Source organism: Streptomyces sp. A1277 (assembly GCF_004795015.1).
In the GTDB taxonomy this organism is placed as follows: domain Bacteria; phylum Actinomycetota; class Actinomycetes; order Streptomycetales; family Streptomycetaceae; genus Streptomyces.
This window is the reverse complement of record NZ_SSBI01000007.1, coordinates 13,909-31,370: the sequence shown is the minus strand read 5'-3', so window position 1 is coordinate 31,370 and position 17,462 is coordinate 13,909. Positions and strand designations below refer to the sequence as shown.

The following is a 17,462-nucleotide window of genomic DNA, read 5'->3' as shown; positions in this document are numbered from 1 at the left end:
GCGTGCGTGATGGTTCGTGAGGATGCGGAACGGACGGGCAGGCGCCGGGCGGGTTACGCGGCCGCGGCGGTCGTGTTCGCCATCGGCATGGCCGGCACCACGCTGCCGACCCCGCTGTACGGGCTCTACCAGAAGGAGATCGGGTTCTCCGAGCTGATGGTGACCGTGGTCTTCGCCGTGTACGCGGTCGCGGTCATCTCCGTACTCCTGGTGGCGGGCAACTACTCGGACAAGGCGGGCCGCAGACCCGTGCTGCTGGCCGCCATGGCGCTGTCCGCCGCGAGTGCGGGCTGCTTCCTCCTGGAGAGCGGGCTTCCCCTGCTGTTCGCAGGCCGGGTGCTGTCCGGCGGTGCGGCCGGGCTGCTGAGCGGGGCGGCGACGGCGGCGGTCATCGAGCTGGCGGGCCCCGGGCAGAAGGGGCGCGCCGGTTTCGCCGCGACGGCCGCGAACATGGGCGGGCTGGGCTGCGGGCCGCTGCTGTCCGGTGTGCTGGCCGAGTACACGCCGTGGCCGCTGAGCCTGCCGTTCTGGGTCCATCTGGGGCTGGTCGCGCTGGCCTGCGTCATCACCTGGCGGCTGGCGGAGACGGTCGCGGAGCCCAGGCGGTGGCCCCGGCTGGAGCCGCAGGGTGTCCGGGTACCCGCGGAGGTGAAGGGCGTGTTCGTGCCGGCCGGGCTGGCCGCCTTCGCCGGGTTCGCGCTGCTCGGCCTGTTCACCGCGATCGCGCCGAGCTTCGCGGCCAAGACGCTGGGCGTGCACAACCTGGCGGTGACGGGCGCGGTGGTCTTCTCCGTGTTCTGCGCCTCGACGGTCGGCCAGTCGCTGGCCCCGAGGATCGGCGCCCGGCGTGCGCTCCCCCTCGGCTGCGCCGTCCTGATCGCCGGACTCGTGCTGGTCGCCTCGTCATTGCTGGCGAAGTCCCTGGTGCTGCTCGTCCTGGGCGCCGTCTGCGGGGGCATCGGGCAGGGACTCGCCTTCCGGGCGGCCCTCACCCTGGTCAGCGAGACCGCTCCCGCCGAGCACCGGGGCGGGACCATCTCGGCGTTCTTCGTCGTCGCCTACACGGGGATCTCCGTGCCCGTGGTAGGGGTGGGCGCGCTGGCCACCTGGCTGGGCCTGCGCGACGCCGGTCTGGTCTTCACCGGCTGCGTGATCCTGCTGGCGGCGGTGTCCGGCACGTATGCCGCGCTCCGGACGCCCGCCCGGGCCTGACCGCCGGAGGGCGACCCACTCCGGCGGCGATGAACTGCGACGGCGATGCACTTCGACGGAGCGGCCATACTCGCCCATTCGGGCTATATTTATGTTTTCTTGGCTTTTCGCTCCGCCTCGCTCGGGGGTCCGCTCCGACACGAGGAAGGTGTGTCCGATGACCGCTTCCACCCGAGTCCGTCACCTCCTGGCCGGTGCCGCGGCGACCGGCCTGCTCGCCGGCACCGGCGCCCTGGGCACCGCGGGCGCGGCCGAGGCCGCCCCGGCGCAGCCCCCCGTCCCGGCCGCCGCGTCCGCCGTGGCCACCCACCACCACGACCGCTGCACCTGGCAGCAGGGCCACTGGCAGAAGCACTGGGTGAAGGGCCACTGGGCGAAGCAGTGGCAGAAGGGCCACTACTCCGACCAGAAGGTCTGGCACCCCGGTCACTACGACCGGCACGGACACTGGCAGCCCGGTCACTGGACCCATCACGTCCAGTGGCACAAGGGTCACTGGACCCAGGTGTACGTCCCCGGCCACTGGGACACGCACTGGGTGAAGGGGCACTGGAGCTGCCACCGGTGACCGGGCCGCCGCAAAAGGAAGCGCTGCCACCCGCGGGGACGGAGGCGTTGTACTCGGTGGCGACCTCGTTGCTGACGTAGTTCGAGCGGTCGCCGGTGTACGAGTCGTCGGCCGCGCTCGGGCCGCCCACCAGCGCCCCGTACAGGGTGTGCCGGCTCTCCGCGGAGCTGTTGATCTGGTCGGTCCACGAACCGTGCGCGGTGCGGTGGTGCGGCTTGGTCGGCGGGTGCGGGAGCCCCAGCTGTCCAGCACCGCCTGGCCGCCCGGCGCATAGGGCACCCGCTCATCGTTGACGCCGACCGTCCACCAGTCGAGCCAGCGGTTCGCGTCGTCCATGTACTTCTGCTCGCCCGTCAGCTGCGCGAGCAGCACGTAGGCCCCGTAGGAGCTGTCGTCCTGCCCCGGTAGGTGGCCGCCGGTATGCGACCGAGGGGGCCGGCTCAGGCGAGGGCGATGTCGCCGGTCTCGGTGGGTGTCGCCTCGGTGAGCGCGAACCAGGCGGTCTTGCCCTCGGGTTCGGGCCGTACGCCCCACTGGTCGGCGAGGATGTCCAGGAGCAGCAGGCCGCGCCCCGAGGAAGCGAGTTCGCCGGGGGTGCGCTGGTGGGGCAGTTCGTCGCCCCGGTCCATGACCTCCACGAGCAGCCGGCGGGTGCCCGTCTCGCCGGTGACGGTGGCGTTGAGGGCGCCGTCCTGGTCGGTGTGCACGAGGACGTTGCCGAGGAGTTCGGTCGCCAGGAGCACGGCGGTGTCGACCTGGTCCGGCCTCGCCCAGTCGTGCAGCAGCGCCTTTAGTTCGGCGCGGGCCTCCGCCAGGCCCTCGCCCTGGTCCTGGCCGACGGTGAGCATCAGGCGGCGCTGGCTGACCTCGGCGCGGGCGTGTCCGGCGTCGCGCCGCAGCAGCAGGAGGGCGATGTCGTCGCCGTCGCGTGCGGCGGCGTCCTCCCGGGCACCGGGTCCGGGGCTGAGCACGGCCGCCATGAGCCGGTCGGCCATCGCCTCCAGGTCGTCGGCGGGGCAGGGCGAGAACGCGTCGCGGACCCGGACCCAGCCGGTGTACATGTCGTGGCCGCCGTTCTCGATGAACCCGTCCGTGCACAGCATGAGGATCTCGCCCTCGTGCAGGCGCACGGTGTCGACCGGGTAGTCCTCCTCGCCGGGCATGAGTCCGAGCGGCAGCCCGCCGCTGACGTGTTTGAGCACACAGGTGCCGTCGGGCATGCGCAGGACGGGGTGCGGGTGGCCGGCCCGTGCGATGTGCAGGTTGCCGGTGGAGGGATCGGCCTCGATGTAGAGGCAGGTCGCGAAGCGGTCCTCGTCGAGGGTGGTCAGGAAGCGCGAGGCGCGGGCCAGCACGGCGTCCGGGCCGTGCCCCTCGGCGGCGTACGCGTGCACGGCGGTCCGCAGCTGGGCCATCAGTCCGGCGGCGTGCACGTCGTGTCCCTGGACGTCGCCGATGACCACGGCCATCCGGCCGTTCGGCAGGTCGATGCTGTCGTACCAGTCGCCGCCGACCATGAGGCCGCCACCGGTGGGCACGTAGCGGGTGGCGACGGTCAGCCCGGTCAGGGCGGCGGTCGCGGTGCGCATACTGCGGCGCAGACCGCGGGAGAGTTCGAGTTCGGCGCGGCTGGCCCGGGCGCGTTCGAGCACCTGGGCGATCATGCGTCCGGTGACGGTCAGCAGGGCGCGCTCGCTCGCCGTGAAGGGCAGGGGCGAGCGGAAGGCGGCCAGCCAGACCCCGACGACCCTGCCGGCGGTCACGAGCGGCAGGAAGGCCCACGCCTCGCGGTTCTTGTGGGAGGAGAGGTGCCAGGTCGCGGGGAAGCGGCGGCGGTACTCCTCGGTGGAGGCGAGGTAGACGGCGCGTCCGGTCCTGGCCACCTCGGCCGCCGGGTAGCCGGTGGTCATCGGCATGCGAAAGCCCCGGCTCGTGCCGCCGGGCCGGAATCCGTACTGCCCGATGACCGTCAGGCTCCCCTCGGCCAGGCCGAACACGCACTGCCCGTCCAGCGGGAAGTCCGGGGCGTACAGTCCGGCCGCCAGCCTCAGCGCCTCGTCGAGGGTGTCGGCCCCGGCCACCGCGTGGCCGGCCGAGAGCAGCAGGGAATCGCGGCGCCTGGCCTCCTCGGGCGTCCCCTCGGCCGGGGACCCGTCGTCCGGTCCCGGAAGGCCGGCAGCGCCGGGGCCGGGCGCCTCCATCCGGTTCAGCGCCTCGATCTGGCGCAGTTCCGCCTCGAACTCGTCGGTCGGTGGCTCATGCCGTTCACCACCCATCCGGCTTCCCTTCGTCCCGATGTCGTCGCCGACTGTTCGTTCCATGCTCCGACGGGAGAGCCGGGTCCGCAGTACGAGACAGCGCCGGAGCGCCGCCGCGAGGGCGTGCCGGACGGCGCGGGTGACGAGGGCCGGGGGCGGCCGGTGCCCGTGGGCCGAGGCCGGGTGAAACGCCGGTTCGACGGGGTTCGGGCGGGGCCGGAAAAGGCCGGTTCAGGGGCTACCGGTAGGCCGCTGACCTGCGCACATCGCTGAAGTCGATGGCCCGGTCGGCCTCGCGCATGGTCTCCTCAGCCACCCGGCGCACCTCGGCCGGCACATCCCCGTGCTCCTCCACGAGACCGGCGTAGATCGGTGCTTCGGAACTGTCTGTGAAACTCACGTCGAACTGCCTCAATCGGTCGTGTCTGCCGTGGTCCGGCCGGAAACAGGGGCCGATTCTACGCAGATCCCCGCCGCGGTCCGCACCGGGCTCCGGAAGAGTTGACCTCAAGTTCGCTTGAGTTTCTAGCGTTCTTCCCGCGCCCCGGGTCCGCCGTCCGGCCGGCCCGGGGCCGTACCGACCCGCCATGCCCCGGAGGCACCGCATGAGTATGGAAGTCACCGCCTGGTCGTCGCTGCACAGCGCGATCAACGCGCAAGCGGACCGCAGACCGTTCTCCCGGGCCACCGTGCACCGGATCGCTTCCTTCGCCCGGCCGCGCCGCCGCGAGCTGTACCGGTTCCTGCTGCTCAGCGTGGTCACCGCGCTGCTGGCCGTGGCGACGCCGATGCTGGCGGGCCGGGTGGTCGACGCGATCGTGCAGGGCAAGGACAGCGGCACGGTGATCCGTCTCGCCCTGCTGATCGCCGTGATCGCCGTGGCCGAGGCGGGGCTCGGGCTGCTGACCCGCCTGCTGTCGGCGACGCTCGGCGAGGGCCTGATCCTGGACCTGCGCACCGCGGTCTTCGACCACGTCCAGCGGATGCCGGTCGCCTTCTTCACCCGGACCCGGACCGGGGCACTGGTGAGCCGGCTCAACAACGACGTGATCGGGGCGCAGCGGGCGTTCAGCAACACCCTGTCCGGGGTGGTCTCCAATCTGGTGACGCTGGTGCTGACGCTCGCCGTGATGCTGACCATCTCCTGGCAGATCACCCTGCTCGCGCTCGTGCTGCTGCCGGTGTTCGTCGTGCCGGCCCGGCGGATGGGCTCACGCATGGCCCGCATGCAGCGCGAGGCGGCCGCGCACAACGCGGCGATGGGCACGCAGATGACCGAGCGCTTCTCGGCGCCGGGCGCGACCCTGGTGAAGCTCTTCGGGCGGCCCGCGGACGAGTCCGCCGAGTTCGCCGCCCGGGCCGGCCGGGTACGGGACATCGGCATCCGTACGGCGATGGCGCAGTCCACTTTCATCACGGCGCTGACCCTGGTGTCCGCGCTGGCGCTGGCACTCGTCTACGGGCTGGGCGGCTACTACGCGCTGCGCGGCAGCCTGGAGCCGGGCGCGGTCGTGACGCTGGCGCTGCTGCTCACCCGGCTCTACGCCCCGCTGACGGCGCTGGCCGGTGCGCGGGTCGAGGTGATGAGCGCGCTGGTGAGCTTCGAGCGGGTCTTCGAGGTCCTGGACCTGAAACCGCTGATCGCCGAGAAGCCGGAGGCCCGCAGGGTGCCCGAGGGGCCGGTGTGGGTGGAGTTCGACGGGGTCTCCTTCGGCTATCCGTCCGCCGACAAGGTCTCGCTCGCCTCGCTGGAGGAGGTCGCGACGCTGGACTCGCGGGGCGGTGCCCGGGTGCTGCACGACGTCTCCTTCCGGGCCGAGCCGGGCCGGATGGTCGCCCTGGTCGGCTCCTCGGGCGCCGGCAAGTCCACGATCGCCCAGCTGCTGCCCCGGCTGTACGACACCGACGAGGGAGCGGTACGGCTGAACGGCGTCGACGTACGCGATCTGACCGCCGAGTCGATCCGCGAGACCCTCGGCATGGTCACCCAGGACGGGCACCTCTTCCACGATTCGGTGCGCGCCAATCTGCTGCTGGCCAGGCCCGGCGCCACCGAGGACGAGATCTGGGACGCGCTGCGGCGCTCCCGCCTCGACGGGCTGGTGGCCTCGCTGCCCGACGGGCTCGACACGGTCGTGGGCGAGCGCGGCTACCGGCTCTCCGGCGGTGAGCGCCAGCGGCTGACCATCGCCCGGCTGCTGCTGGCCCGGCAGCGCGTGGTGATCCTGGACGAGGCGACCGCACACCTGGACTCCACGTCCGAGGCGGTCGTGCAGGAGGCCCTGACCGAGGCTCTGGAGGGGCGCACCGCCGTGGTGATCGCCCACCGGCTCTCGACGGTGCGGGCCGCCGATCTGATCCTGGTCGTGGAGGAGGGCCGGGTGGTCGAGCGCGGTACGCACACCGCGCTGCTGGCCGCGGGCGGCCGTTACGAGGAGCTGCACCGGACGCAGTTCGCCTCCCCCGGTGAGGACGAGCAGGAGGAGGCGCCGGTGCCGTCCGCCTGACGGGCCGTGGCTTCGAGGGCCCCCGCCGGCCTGCCCGGCGGGGGCCGGCCGGCGCGGCTCGAGGCCCCTGCCGACAGCGCGCTACGGCAATGCCCCCGGCCCGTACGGGCCGGGGGCACACGGGGTGTGTTCCGCGTCAGTCGCGGTCGGTCTCCTCGTGCGTGACGGAGCCGTTGTCCGCGTCGATGTCGAAGGTGGTCTTGTTCCAGTCCTTGGTGACCACGTCGGTCTTCCAGACGAGAACGTCCTTGTCGTTCTCGTCCAGGTCGATGGACGTCACGGTGCCCTTCTTCTTCGCCAGGGCGGCCTTCGCGGCCTGCTGAGGCGTCTGCTTGGCCTCGGCGATCCGCTTGACCATCTTGGTCTTGTCCTCGGCGTCCTGGTCGGAGTCCTCGGAGGACTTGACGACCTTGCCGGAGACGGCGTCGATGCGGACGATGTGCTTCGTCCCGTCCTTCGCGACGACGGCCGCGACCCACTGCGGGCCGGCGCCGGGCGTGGCGCTGCCCGACGGGGAGGGGCTGCCCGTCGGCGAGGGGCTGGCGGACTCGTCGTCGTCCGCGTCGCCCGGGCCCTTGAGTTCGAGTTCGGTGAGCTTGCTGCCCTTGACGGCGCCCTCGGCCGTGGTGATGGCCTTGTCGTAGGTGACCTTGGTGGCGGAGATCAGCTCCTTGCGTTCCTTCTGGTCCTCCGTCATCTGCGCCGGCGAGGCGCTCTTGCTCGCGCTGGGTGACGGGCTGCCCGTGGCCTCGGGGACGGCACGGGCCGCCTCGGAGGTCTCGGCGGCCGTGGAGGTGCTGCCGCTGTCCTGGCCGCAGCCGGTCAGGAGGGCCGCGGCGAGCAGGACGCCGGCGGCGCCGGCCGCGCGGAGGCGGTGGGAGCGGAGGAATCCGGTGTTCTTGGGGTGGAGATCATTGGTCATGCCCGCATGCCTAACCGCCACGCGCCTCCGGCATGTGGGAAGAGCGGCCTGTGTCACCCGATCGACCGCCATCCGGCCCCCGACCTGCTCATCGTCCGGGGGCCGGTGGCGTTCCCCAACGCTTCGCCCGGGGACGCAACCCGGTCCGGATTCCCCGTTCACGCGGGTCGCGATCCGGGCGCTTTGGTGCGAGCCTGGATACATGACCTGGGCGTCCTGGACAACACGCGGAGTGTATTCGGGGCACGGCGGCGTGCTCACCGAGGAGGTCGGGCCGCTGTCCGGTGACCTGACCATCCACACCACTTGGGCCGAGGGCACGGCACAGATCACCGTGCAGTACACCGATGCGGCCGACTGGTTCACCATGGCGGGCAGTCCCGTGCCCTGCCCGTCGGAGGAGGCGAGCCGTGCGTTGCACGCGGCCGTCGTGGAGGCGGTGCGGCATGGTGCGGCCGCGACGGTCCCCGGGGTGCAAACCGGCCCCGAGCAGGCGGCGGGCGAAGCCGCCGCGGAGTGACCGGACCCGCACGGACACGGGCCCGGCCGCCTTGTGCTGCGCGCGAGCGGTCAGGGCCTGATGCTGCTGACCACGTCGGCGGTGGCCATGATGCCGTCCTGAATGGTGGGGGCCATGCTCGTGCCCGCCAGAAAGAAACCGAGCAGCCCGCAGACCAGCGCGTGGGAGATCTTCAGTCCGCCGTTGCGGAGAAAGATCACCGCGAGAATCAGCAGAAGCAGCACCACTGAGATCGAAATAGCCATGGCCAACCTCCTCCGCCGCACCCGATTTGCGGCATTCGGCGCAAGTGTGGCGTAGCCGAGGGGCCGTCCCGCGCACCGAAGGCCGTTACGGAGCCGGCAGCTCCATGAGGGCGGCGACGGTCTCCCGGTGGCGTCCCGCCGTGCCGTACGCGGTCGCGTCGGCCTTGGCCCGCTTCAGGTAGAGGTGCGCCGGGTGTTCCCAGGTCATCCCGATCCCGCCGTGCAACTGGACGCACTCCTCGGCCGCGTGGACGGCGACCTTGGAGCAGTACGCCTGCGCGACGGCGACGGCCAACGGCGTGTCGGGGCTGCCCGTGGCCAGGGCGTCGGCGGCGTTTCGCGCGGCGGCCCGGGCCGAGACGATCTCCAGCCAGAGCTGCGCCATGCGGTGCTTGAGCGACTGGAAGGAGCCGACCGGCCGGTTGAACTGATGGCGCTCCCGGGTGTGTCGCACTGTCTCGGCCAGGCACCACTCGGCGAGTCCCAGCTGCTCGGAGGCGAGCAGCCCGGCACCGGCCAGCAGCCCCCGGTCCACCGCGTGCGCCGAGGCCGCGGCGTCCGCGAGGCGGGTTCCGGCGGCGCCGGTGAGCGTGACGGTGGCGAGCGGGCGGGTGAGGTCGAGCGGGACGAGCGGCTCGACTGCCGCACCGGGCGCATCCACGGGGACGGCGTGGAGGCCGTCCCCGGTGGGGACCAGCAGCACGTCGGCGGCGGCCGCGTCGGCGATCGGGCCGAGCGTCGCGTCGAGGGAGCCGGTCACGGTCGGGGGGCCCGCCGAGGCGGCGGAGAACGGGACGGCGAGCACCGCGACCTTGCGGCCGGCGGCGAGTTCGGCGAGGAGCCCGCCCGCCGGACCGTCCTGCGCGCCGAGGGCCAGAAGCGTTTCGGTGGCGACGACGGAGCTGGTCAGGTACGGCGCGGGTGCGACGCTGCGGCCGAGTTCCTCGATGACGACGGCGGCCTCGCGGTGGGTGGCGCCCTGGCCGCCCAGCTCCTCGGGGACGAGGAGCCCGGCGGCGCCGATGTCGGTGGCGAGCGCCTTCCAGAGCTGCGGGTCGTACGGCGTGTCGGACTCGGTGCGGGCGATCACCGACGGCGCGTCGGCCCGGTCCGCGAGCAGGGAGCGGACGGCGGCGCGCAGGTCCTCCTCGGCCTCTGAGTAGAGGAGGTCGGGCGCTTGGCCCGCTTCGGTCGGTGCGGTCATCGGGAGAGGTCCTTCCAGGCGACGTCCTTGTCGTTGCGCGGCTCGGCGGGCAGGCCGAGGACGCGTTCGGCGACGATGTTGAGCAGTACCTCGCTCGTGCCGCCCTCGATGGAGTTGCCCTTGGAGCGGAGGTAGCGGTAGCCGGCGTCGCGGCCGGTGAAGTCGACGAGTTCGGGCCGCCGCATGGTCCAGTCGCCGTAGAGCAGGCCCTCGTCGCCGAGGAGTTCCACTTCGAGGCCGCTGATCTCCTGGTTGAGCCGGGCGAAGGCGAGCTTCATGCCGGAGCCCTCGGGGCCGGGCTGTCCGGCGACGAGCTGCTGGCGCAGGCGCTCGCCGGTGAGCCGGGCGACCTCGGCCTCGACCCACAGGGTCAGCAGGCGCTGGTGCAGGTCGTGGGTGCGCAGCTCCGGGCGTTCGCGCCAGGTCTCGGCGACCGGGCCGATCATGCCGCCCTCGCGCGGGATGCGGGAGCCGCCGATGGAGACGCGTTCGTTCATGAGGGTGGTCTGCGCGACCTTCCAGCCCTCGCCCACGGGCCCGAGCCTGCGGCTGTCGGGGATGCGCACGCCGGTGAGGAAGACCTCGTTGAACTCGGCCTCGCCGGTGATCTGGCGCAGCGGCCGCACCTCGACGCCGGGGTCGGTCATGTCGCAGATGAAGTAGCTGATGCCCCGGTGCTTGGGCACGTCGGGGTCGGTGCGGGCGATGAGGATCGCCCAGCGCGCCACATGGGCGCTGGAGGTCCACACCTTCTGTCCGTCGACCACCCACTCCCCGCCGTCCCGGACAGCGCGTGTGGCGAGGGCCGCGAGGTCGGAGCCGGCGCCCGGTTCGCTGAAGAGCTGGCACCACACCTCCTCGCCGGCCCACAGGGGCTTCAGGAAGCGCTGCTTCTGCTCGTCGGTGCCGAAGCCGAGGATGGTGGGGGCGGCCATGCCGAGGCCGATGCCGATGCGGCGGGGGTCGTTGTCCGGGGCGCCGGCCGCCGCGAGTTCGGCGTCCACGACGGGCTGGAGGGAGCGCGGTGCGTCCAGGCCGCCGAGGCCCACCGGGTAGTGCACCCAGGCGAGTCCGGCGTCGAAGCGCGCCCTGAGGAAGTCGGTGCGGCCGGTGGTGGCCGGGGGGTGTGCGGCGAGCAGTTCTCGGGTGAGGCTGCGCAGTTCGCCGGCGTCGGGGGCGGTCATCGAGCGGCTCCCGACGGGAGGACGACGATGCGGCCGGTGCTGGTGCCGTCGGCGACACGCTGGACGGCGGCCGCGGCCTCGTCCATCGCGACCCGCTCGCTGATCAGCGGCTTGACGACGCCTTCGGCGGCGAGCCGGGTGAGTTTCGTGTGGCAGTCGCGTACCGCCTGCGGGTCCTTGGTGTTGTAGAGGCCCCAGTGGAGTCCCAGGACCGAGTAGTTCTTCACCAGGGCGTGGTTGAGCGCGGGTGTGGGGATGACGCCGCTGGCGAAGCCGACGACGATCACCCGCCCCTCGAAGGCGATGCACTTCACCGACTTGGCGTACGCGTCGCCGCCGACCGGGTCGTACACGACATCCGCGCCGCGACCGCCGGTGAACTCCTTGACCGCGGCGACGATGTCCTGGCTGCGCCGGTCGATGACGAGGTCGCAGCCGAGCCGGGCGGCGGTCCCGGCCTTCTCTGGACCGCCGACCACACCGATGACGGTGGCCCCGGCGGCCTTGCCGAGCTGGACGGCCGCGCTGCCGACGCCGCCCGCGGCGGCGTGCACGAGAAGGGTCTCGCCCGCCTTCAGGTGCGCCCGTCGGTGCAGCCCGAACCAGCCGGTCTGGTAGCCGATGTGCAGGGCCGCGGCCTCGGCGTCGTCCAGGGCCCCGGGGGCCGGCAGCAGCGCCGCCTCGTCGGCGACGACGTACTGGGCGAAGCCGCCGTGCGGCAGGGCGGGGGTGGCCAGCACCCGGCGCCCGTCCTCGGTGCGGCCGCAGATCTCGACGCCGGGGGTGAACGGCAGCGGGGGCCGCACCTGGTACTGGCCGCGGCAGAGCAGCGCGTCGGGGAAGTTGATGTTCGCCGCGAGCACCTCGACGGTCACCTGCCCGTCGCCGGGCGTGGGCCGGTCCGTCTCCTCCAGCCGCATCACCTCGCTCGGCTCGCCGTTTCGGTGCACTCGCCATGCCTGCATGAGGGGCCTCCACAACACTGTCGGCATTACCACTGCTCCGGCGCATACTAAGCGGTCGCTTGCCCCTGTGGGAACAACCCTCGGGCGACCGGTTCGACCGGCCCGGGACACGGCCGTGCGCCCGGCCCCGCCCGCGAAGGGTGCGGTGGAGCCGGGCGCACGGCCATGCGCGGGTACTACTTCCCGACCACCACCTCGGCGACCTGGGGCGCGGCCGAGCCGGTCCGCCAGGCCAGCCGCACCGCGTCGGCGGTCCGGCCCGCGGTGTCGACGCGGGTGTACGCGCCCCGGAGGGCGCCGACGGTGTGCCAGGTGCCGTCCGCCTCGCGCAGCTGGACGTCGGCGGCGGTCCCCGCGGAGCCGGCCGGCCGCAGGACGGTCACGGAGCCGACCGCACGCGCGGCGACGAGGTCCACCTCAAGCGACTCGCCGCTCTCCGTCGCACGCGCCGCCCGGTAGACGGTGGCCGGGTCGCCGTCGGCGGCCGCGCGCAGCGAGGAGCCGGTGGCGGCGGGCGGGTTGCCGGTGACCGCGCCGTCCGTGGTCGTGACCTGGAATTCGCGGACGACGACCCAGCTGGTCTGCCCGGCGGTCGCCCGGGCCCGCACGTAACGCGCCTTCGTACCGGCGGGCGGGGTCGCCGAGACGTCGGGCTTGCCGGAGAAGTCCGCGAACTTCTGCCAGGACTGCCCGTCGGCGGAGTACTCCAGGACCCCGGTGTGGAGGTAGTCGTCGGTGCTTCCGGGCTTGGCCATGGCGAGCGTGACGTCACCGATGGCCCGGGGCTCGCCGAGGTCGACGGTCAGCTGGTCGCCGGCGGCGGGAGCCCCGTCGCTCCAGAAGTACGTGGAGTCGTCACCGTCGAGCATCCGGGCGACGGTGTTGCTCTGGTACGTGCCCAGGCTGGTCGAGGCCGTGGGCCGGCCGCTCACCCCGAGCAGCCGGTCGTACTCGGCGGTGGCCGCGTCCACGAACCCGTCCAGCTGCCCGTCCCCGACCAGGACCGGCACCTTCCGGCCATCGAGCCCGGTGTACGTGAACGAGGCGGCCCGCTCGACCTGTGCGGGCAGCTGCTGCCGCAGCTCCCAGGCCCGGGCGCCCTGGCCGGCGCGGGCGGCCTCGACCATGCCCAGGGCGGTGCGGGCGGCGGTCGCCCAGGACTCGGTGGCGTCCAGCCAGGGGGCCGAGTCCGCGATGAAGCCGCGGTCAGGAAGGTCTGCGCGCAGCCGGGCGGGGGCCGCGCCCAGCGAGGTCAGGACGGAGGCGAGCCGCCCCGCGTCCCCGGACTTCCAGTAGCGGGCGAACTCGGCGGACAGCTCGGGGGCCTTGTCGGTGTTGAGCGCGGAGCTGTAGTTGACGTCGGCGAAGGCGCGCAGGGCCTTCTCGGTACGGGCCTCGCCGCCCGCGTACTCCCTGATGCCCTTGCCCCAGGACTCCCGCGGGTCGTAGGCGGCGTCGTTCCAGGCGTAGTCCGCGACGGTGTACAGCGAGAGCTTCGAGGCGTACGGCTGGATCATCGGGTTGGCGGTGATCCCGGCGAGCCGCCCCGGCAGCCCCTTCTCGCGGCCGTTGAACGGGCCGAGCAGGAGGCGGTCGGTGGCGTAGTCGTTGACCGGGTAGTTGTCCCAGGTCAGGATCGGGTGCCCGAACACCGCCCGGGCGGAGTCGGCCTGAGCCACCGTCATGGTGGGGGCGACGACGCCGACGCCGGTCCACTCGACCAGCACATCGGGGTCGAGCTGTTCGGACAGGGCCGTCTTGTACGCCGAGGAGCTGACGTTGTAGTACTCGGTGGGGACCATCTGGAGCGGCTGTGCGCCGGCGTGGGTGGCGATGAACTCCTGGTTGACCCGGTTCAGCAGATGGGCCTGGGCCGCGCCCGCCGCGCCGCCGCCGGTCCCCCACTTCTCCTTGTCGGCGTCGCAGTTCCAGTTGGTGTAGCTGATGTCGTCCAGCGGGACGGCGAAGGTGCGGACGCCGATGTCCCACATCGTCTGGAACTTGTCGACGAGCGCCTTCACGTCGGCGTCGGAGCTGTAGCACACCGAGAGGCCGGGCGAGAGCGCGTAGGTGAACTCGACGTGCCGCTGGGCCGCCCGGTCGGTGAGGTCCTTGATCCGGGCCAGCTGGTCGGCGGGGTACGGGTCGCGCCACTTCGCCCGGAGGTAGTCGTCGTCCTTGGGCGAGTACACGTAGATGTTCATCTTGTGCTCGCCGTAGTAGTCGAGCTGGTCGAGGCGGGCCTTCTGCGACCACGGGGTGCCGTAGAAGCCCTCGATGACCCCGCGCAGCGCGGTCCCGGGCCAGTCGCGCACGGCGAGGCCGGCGACCTTGCCGCCCGGCTGTCCGCGGTGCGGGAGGACCTGGCGGAGGGTCTGCGCGGCGTAGTAGGTCCCGGTGGTGTCCTTGCCTGCGAGCACGATCCGGTCCGCGCCGATGCCGAGTACGTACCCCTCGGCGGGCAGCGCGGAGGGGCCTTCCAGCTTCTGGGCGGCCAGCGCGGCGGGGTCGCCGGCGTACACGGTGAGTCTTCCCGGGGCGGGCCGCTTCGCGCGGACGACGTTGCGGGCACCTGCCTTGCGCAGGGCCGCCTCCACCACGTCGAGCGTCGGCCCGTCGGCCGTCGCTCCCGCGATGAGGGTGACGGTGGGGGTGACGATCACCCGGTCCGTGCGGTTCTTCACCGACCGGGGGGTCGGGGTGATGGCCGGGGTGTCCTGGGCCTTGGCCGGCGCGGCGGCCGGGGCGCCGGCGGCCGCGTGGGCGGACGGCCCGGCGGCCAGCAGGCCGCCGGCGAGCAGGGTCGCCGCGGCGGTGAGTGCGGTGATGCGGGGCGGGCGAGGCGTCACAGATCCTCCATTGGTCACTCAAGTCACCAGAGTCGCGCAACACAACGAGACTGAATTCAACATCCTGGCGCTAGCATGTCAATGGTCTGGACAACATGAATGCGCTGACCTGCGGTTCCTCTCCAAAAAACAGCGCTCCTGCATCAAGGAGCGCGGCAGCGCACCCGCCCGGCGTCAGCGGGGGAAGAGTTCGAAGGTGACGGCCGGGCGCCCGCGGAAGCGTTCGGCCGCCGCCTGCGCGTTGCCGGTGAGGAAGGTGCGGCAGTACGTCTCGGGGTCCTCGTCCGTGAGCGCTTCGATGTAGGTGCGGTGGGCCAGGAGGGACTGGACGGACCGTTCGAGAGCGGCGGCCGCGTCCACCGCGTGGGTCGGCGTGGACGATCCGGCCACGGCCACCCAGCGCACCCCGTCCCACGGTTCGAGGCCCTGCTCGGTGAGCTCCGGAAAGATCCAGCGGTTGCCCGCGTCCGCGGCCGCGTCCAGCGTCGCGCGCCCGACCGCGCGGTGGTCGGGGGTGTTCCAGGCGACCCCGCCCCAGGTGTCCCGGTGGTTGAGCGTGATCACCAGCTCGGGGCGGTGCCGGCGGATGGCCGCGGCGATGTCGCGGCGCAGCGGGACGCCGTACTCGACGACCCCGTCGCGGTGGTCCAGGAACTCGACGCGGCAGACGCCCACGGCGGCGGCGCTCGCGCGCTGCTCCTGTTCGCGCAGCGGCCCGCACCGCTCCGGTTCGAGCGTATCGATGCCGGCCTCGCCCCGGGTGGCCAGCAGATAGGTGACATCGCGCCCGCCGTCGGTCCATGCCGCCACGGCCGCCGCGCAACCGTACTCCAGGTCGTCGGGGTGGGCGACCACGGCGAGCGCGCGCCGCCAGTCCTCGGGCATGGGCTTCAGCTGCTCGGTCATGTCCGCAGGCTAACCGGCAAGGAGGCACGAAGGCCGTGACGCGACCGCTTCAGTACCCCGGGGGGTATTCTTGGCGGTCCGGGGCAGGAGAGAGCCAGACCCTGCCTCACACCCGGTGAACGAAAGGAAACACAGCTCGTGACCAGCCCCGTATCCCTCTCCCCCACCCAGGCGGCCGCCCGGCTCGCGGAGTTCACCGTGATCGATGTCCGGGCCCCCGGTGAGTACGCCGCTGGGCATGTGCCGGGAGCGCTGAACATACCGCTGGACCGCCTCTCCGACGCGGTGCCGGCCCTCAAGTCCGCATCGGCCCGGGGCACGCTGCTCATGGTGTGCGCCTCGGGCGTCCGCTCGACGCGGGCCTGCGACATCCTCTCGGCTGCTGACATCGACGCGGCGACGCTCACCGGCGGCACCTCCGCCTGGGAGAACGAGGGCCACGGCCTGGAGCGCCCCGAGGGCGGACGGGCGACCTGGCCGATGGAACGGCAGGTACGGCTGGCCGCCGGCTCGCTCGTGGTGGCCGGGCTGCTGGCCGGGACCAAGTACCCCGCCGCGCGCTGGCTGTCCGCGGGCATCGGCGCCGGTCTCGTCCTCTCCGCGGTCACCGACACCTGCGGCATGGCGGCGGCCCTGTCGAAGCTCCCGCACAACCGCGCCCCGCGCTCGGCGGCGGACCTGGACGCGACGCTGGACGCGCTCCAGGCATGACGAAGCACCGCACGGGGGCCGGCCGCACATGGTGCGGCCGGCCCCCGTGCGTACCGCGAGGTCTCACACCTCGTCGCGGACCACCGCGAGCAGCCGGTCCAGCACACGCGGTCCGCCCGCGCGCAGCCCGTCGTGCTCGAACTCGTCGGTCACCCAGGTGCGCAGCCCGCGGATCGCGGCGGCGGTGCGCAGTGCGTGGGCGGTGTCCACGTACATGTCGTCGTGGTAGACGGCGGCGGCCACCGGGACCTCGTTGGCGGCAAGGCGCTCGGGGTCGTACAGCGGCTCCCAGTCGGTGCGGGCGGCGAGCAGTTCGGCCGTCTCGCGCAGCGGGCGCAGTGCCGGGTCGACCTCGAAGTGCCAGGGGTGGATGGATTCGCCCGTGAACAGGACGGGCCCGTCGCCCCCCAGCGCCGTGGCGGCGTCGAACTGCGGGAACTCCTCGCGGACCCGCTCCGCCGACCAGGCGGTGGGGCGGCCGTCCTGGCCGTAGATGGCCTCGTGCATGAGGGCGTACAGAGGGTGCCCGGCGAACGAGGTCGCGGTGCGCATGGCCTCCTGGAAGGTGTCGGAGAGCTCCTTGCCGTGGGGGGTGCGGACGAAGGCGTTCTCCAGCAGGTAGTGCAGCTGGTGGCTGCCGCTGCCGCCGCCGAGCAGGATGCCGAGCGACTGGAAGCCCTCGGCCGTCAGCCGGTGCCCGGCGCACTCGGGGCGGTGCTCCGCGAGGTGAGCGGTGATCTCCCGGGCGCGTTCGACGTCCTGCGGGTAGCGGGCGTAGTGCGCGGCGACCTTGCGTTCGACACGCGGGTACGCGGCCCGGTAGACGTCGTCCGCGTGGGCGTCCAGGGAGGGCAGCCCGCCGGTGATCAGGACGGTGCTGAGGCCGTTGGGAGCGGACGAGAGGTAGCGGACGGCGCAGAAACCGCCGAAGGACTGGCCGAGGACCGTCCAGGGGGCCCCGCCGGTCAGCTGCGGGCGGATGAGCTCGCAGTCCCGCACGATGCTGTCCGCGCGGAAGTGCGCCAGGTAGTCGGCCTGCTCGCGCGGCCCGCCGCGCAGCGGGAGCGTCTGCCGGTTGGCCGGGGTGGACAGGCCGGTACCGCGCTGGTCGAGGAGGAGCACCCGGAATTCCCGGACCGCCCGGCCGAGCCATGCCTCCGCACCGGTGAAGCGCCGGGCGCCGAAACCGGGGCCGCCCTCCAGGTAGAGCAGCCAGGGCAGCTCCTGGCCGGCCTTGGAAGCGGCCACGACCTCCCGGCCGAAGATCTCGATCTGCTCACCGCCGGGGTCGGCGTGGTCGAGCGGGACGGTGAAGTGACGGTCGGTGAGGACGAGGCCGGGCTGCCGGTAGCTGTTCAAGGGTGCTCCTGGATCGGACGGTTCCCGGACAGTTCAGCACACCGGTGTGCCC

The 17,462-nt window shown here is 72.9% G+C and carries 15 protein-coding genes and 1 pseudogene; 5 read left to right on the top strand and 11 right to left on the bottom strand.

Annotation, left to right across the window (positions count from 1 at the left end; all coding sequences use genetic code 11):
- Positions 1-9 precede the first annotated feature (9 nt).
- Positions 10-1,212, top strand: a complete 1,203-nt coding sequence (locus E6R18_RS06830; protein WP_136316049.1) for an MFS transporter — start codon at positions 10-12, stop codon at positions 1,210-1,212.
- Between the two features lie 157 nt (positions 1,213-1,369).
- Positions 1,370-1,780, top strand: coding sequence for a YXWGXW repeat-containing protein (locus E6R18_RS06825; RefSeq protein WP_136315944.1), 411 nt, complete (start codon positions 1,370-1,372; stop codon positions 1,778-1,780).
- A 100-nt stretch (positions 1,781-1,880) separates the two neighbouring features.
- Here the strand turns inward: E6R18_RS06825 and E6R18_RS34690 are convergent.
- The 3 genes and pseudogenes from E6R18_RS34690 to E6R18_RS33960 form a co-directional block, all read right to left on the bottom strand.
- A pseudogene (locus tag E6R18_RS34690) lies at positions 1,881-1,955 on the bottom strand (hypothetical protein); the annotation flags it as partial.
- Positions 1,956-2,220: 265 nt separating this feature from the next.
- Complete coding sequence (locus E6R18_RS06815) at positions 2,221-4,056, bottom strand: SpoIIE family protein phosphatase (RefSeq protein WP_136316048.1); 1,836 nt, start codon at positions 4,054-4,056, stop codon at positions 2,221-2,223.
- A gap of 220 nt (positions 4,057-4,276) precedes the next feature.
- Entirely contained in the window at positions 4,277-4,438 is a 162-nt protein-coding gene (locus E6R18_RS33960) for a hypothetical protein (RefSeq protein WP_168712285.1), read from the bottom strand.
- A gap of 205 nt (positions 4,439-4,643) precedes the next feature.
- Between E6R18_RS33960 and E6R18_RS06810 the strand changes: the two genes are divergently transcribed.
- Complete coding sequence (locus E6R18_RS06810) at positions 4,644-6,545, top strand: ABC transporter ATP-binding protein (protein ID WP_136315943.1); 1,902 nt, start codon at positions 4,644-4,646, stop codon at positions 6,543-6,545.
- Positions 6,546-6,681: 136 nt separating this feature from the next.
- Here E6R18_RS06810 and E6R18_RS06805 read toward each other — a convergent pair whose 3' ends face one another.
- A complete protein-coding gene (locus E6R18_RS06805; protein ID WP_136315942.1) occupies positions 6,682-7,467 on the bottom strand; it encodes a PepSY domain-containing protein in 786 nt (261 codons plus the stop codon).
- A 202-nt stretch (positions 7,468-7,669) separates the two neighbouring features.
- Between E6R18_RS06805 and E6R18_RS06800 the strand changes: the two genes are divergently transcribed.
- Positions 7,670-7,987, top strand: a complete 318-nt coding sequence (locus E6R18_RS06800) for a hypothetical protein (RefSeq protein ID WP_136315941.1) — start codon at positions 7,670-7,672, stop codon at positions 7,985-7,987.
- Between the two features lie 50 nt (positions 7,988-8,037).
- On the opposite strand, the gene E6R18_RS06795 is transcribed toward E6R18_RS06800, so the two are convergent.
- The 6 genes from E6R18_RS06795 to E6R18_RS06770 all read right to left on the bottom strand — a co-directional run bounded on the left by E6R18_RS06795 (position 8,038) and on the right by E6R18_RS06770 (position 15,340).
- Positions 8,038-8,232: a hypothetical protein gene (locus tag E6R18_RS06795; protein WP_093703508.1), complete on the bottom strand. Its 195-nt coding sequence runs from the start codon at positions 8,230-8,232 to the stop codon at positions 8,038-8,040.
- An 85-nt stretch (positions 8,233-8,317) separates the two neighbouring features.
- Positions 8,318-9,436: an acyl-CoA dehydrogenase family protein gene (locus E6R18_RS06790; protein WP_136315940.1), complete on the bottom strand. Its 1,119-nt coding sequence runs from the start codon at positions 9,434-9,436 to the stop codon at positions 8,318-8,320.
- Entirely contained in the window at positions 9,433-10,620 is a 1,188-nt protein-coding gene (locus E6R18_RS06785; protein ID WP_136315939.1) for an acyl-CoA dehydrogenase family protein, read from the bottom strand. The genes E6R18_RS06790 and E6R18_RS06785 overlap by 4 nt, the downstream gene beginning before the upstream one ends.
- On the bottom strand, positions 10,617-11,585 hold the full coding sequence (locus E6R18_RS06780; protein ID WP_136315938.1) for an NADPH:quinone oxidoreductase family protein: 969 nt from the start codon (positions 11,583-11,585) through the stop codon (positions 10,617-10,619). The genes E6R18_RS06785 and E6R18_RS06780 overlap by 4 nt, the downstream gene beginning before the upstream one ends.
- Positions 11,586-11,761: 176 nt before the next feature.
- The gene (locus E6R18_RS06775) at positions 11,762-14,434 is read right to left on the bottom strand and encodes a beta-N-acetylglucosaminidase domain-containing protein (protein ID WP_136315937.1); all 2,673 of its coding nucleotides are present in this window, start codon (positions 14,432-14,434) and stop codon (positions 11,762-11,764) included.
- A 174-nt stretch (positions 14,435-14,608) separates the two neighbouring features.
- Positions 14,609-15,340 carry a PIG-L deacetylase family protein gene (locus E6R18_RS06770; protein ID WP_136315936.1) on the bottom strand — a complete coding sequence of 244 codons (732 nt, stop codon included), beginning with the start codon at positions 15,338-15,340 and terminating at the stop codon, positions 14,609-14,611.
- Positions 15,341-15,478: 138 nt separating this feature from the next.
- Here E6R18_RS06770 and E6R18_RS06765 point away from each other — a divergent pair, with 138 nt between their 5' ends.
- A complete protein-coding gene (locus E6R18_RS06765; protein WP_136315935.1) occupies positions 15,479-16,051 on the top strand; it encodes a rhodanese-like domain-containing protein in 573 nt (190 codons plus the stop codon).
- Between the two features lie 63 nt (positions 16,052-16,114).
- Here the strand turns inward: E6R18_RS06765 and E6R18_RS06760 are convergent, their stop codons facing one another.
- On the bottom strand, positions 16,115-17,410 hold the full coding sequence (locus tag E6R18_RS06760) for an alpha/beta fold hydrolase (RefSeq protein WP_136315934.1): 1,296 nt from the start codon (positions 17,408-17,410) through the stop codon (positions 16,115-16,117).
- Positions 17,411-17,462: the final 52 nt, after the last annotated feature.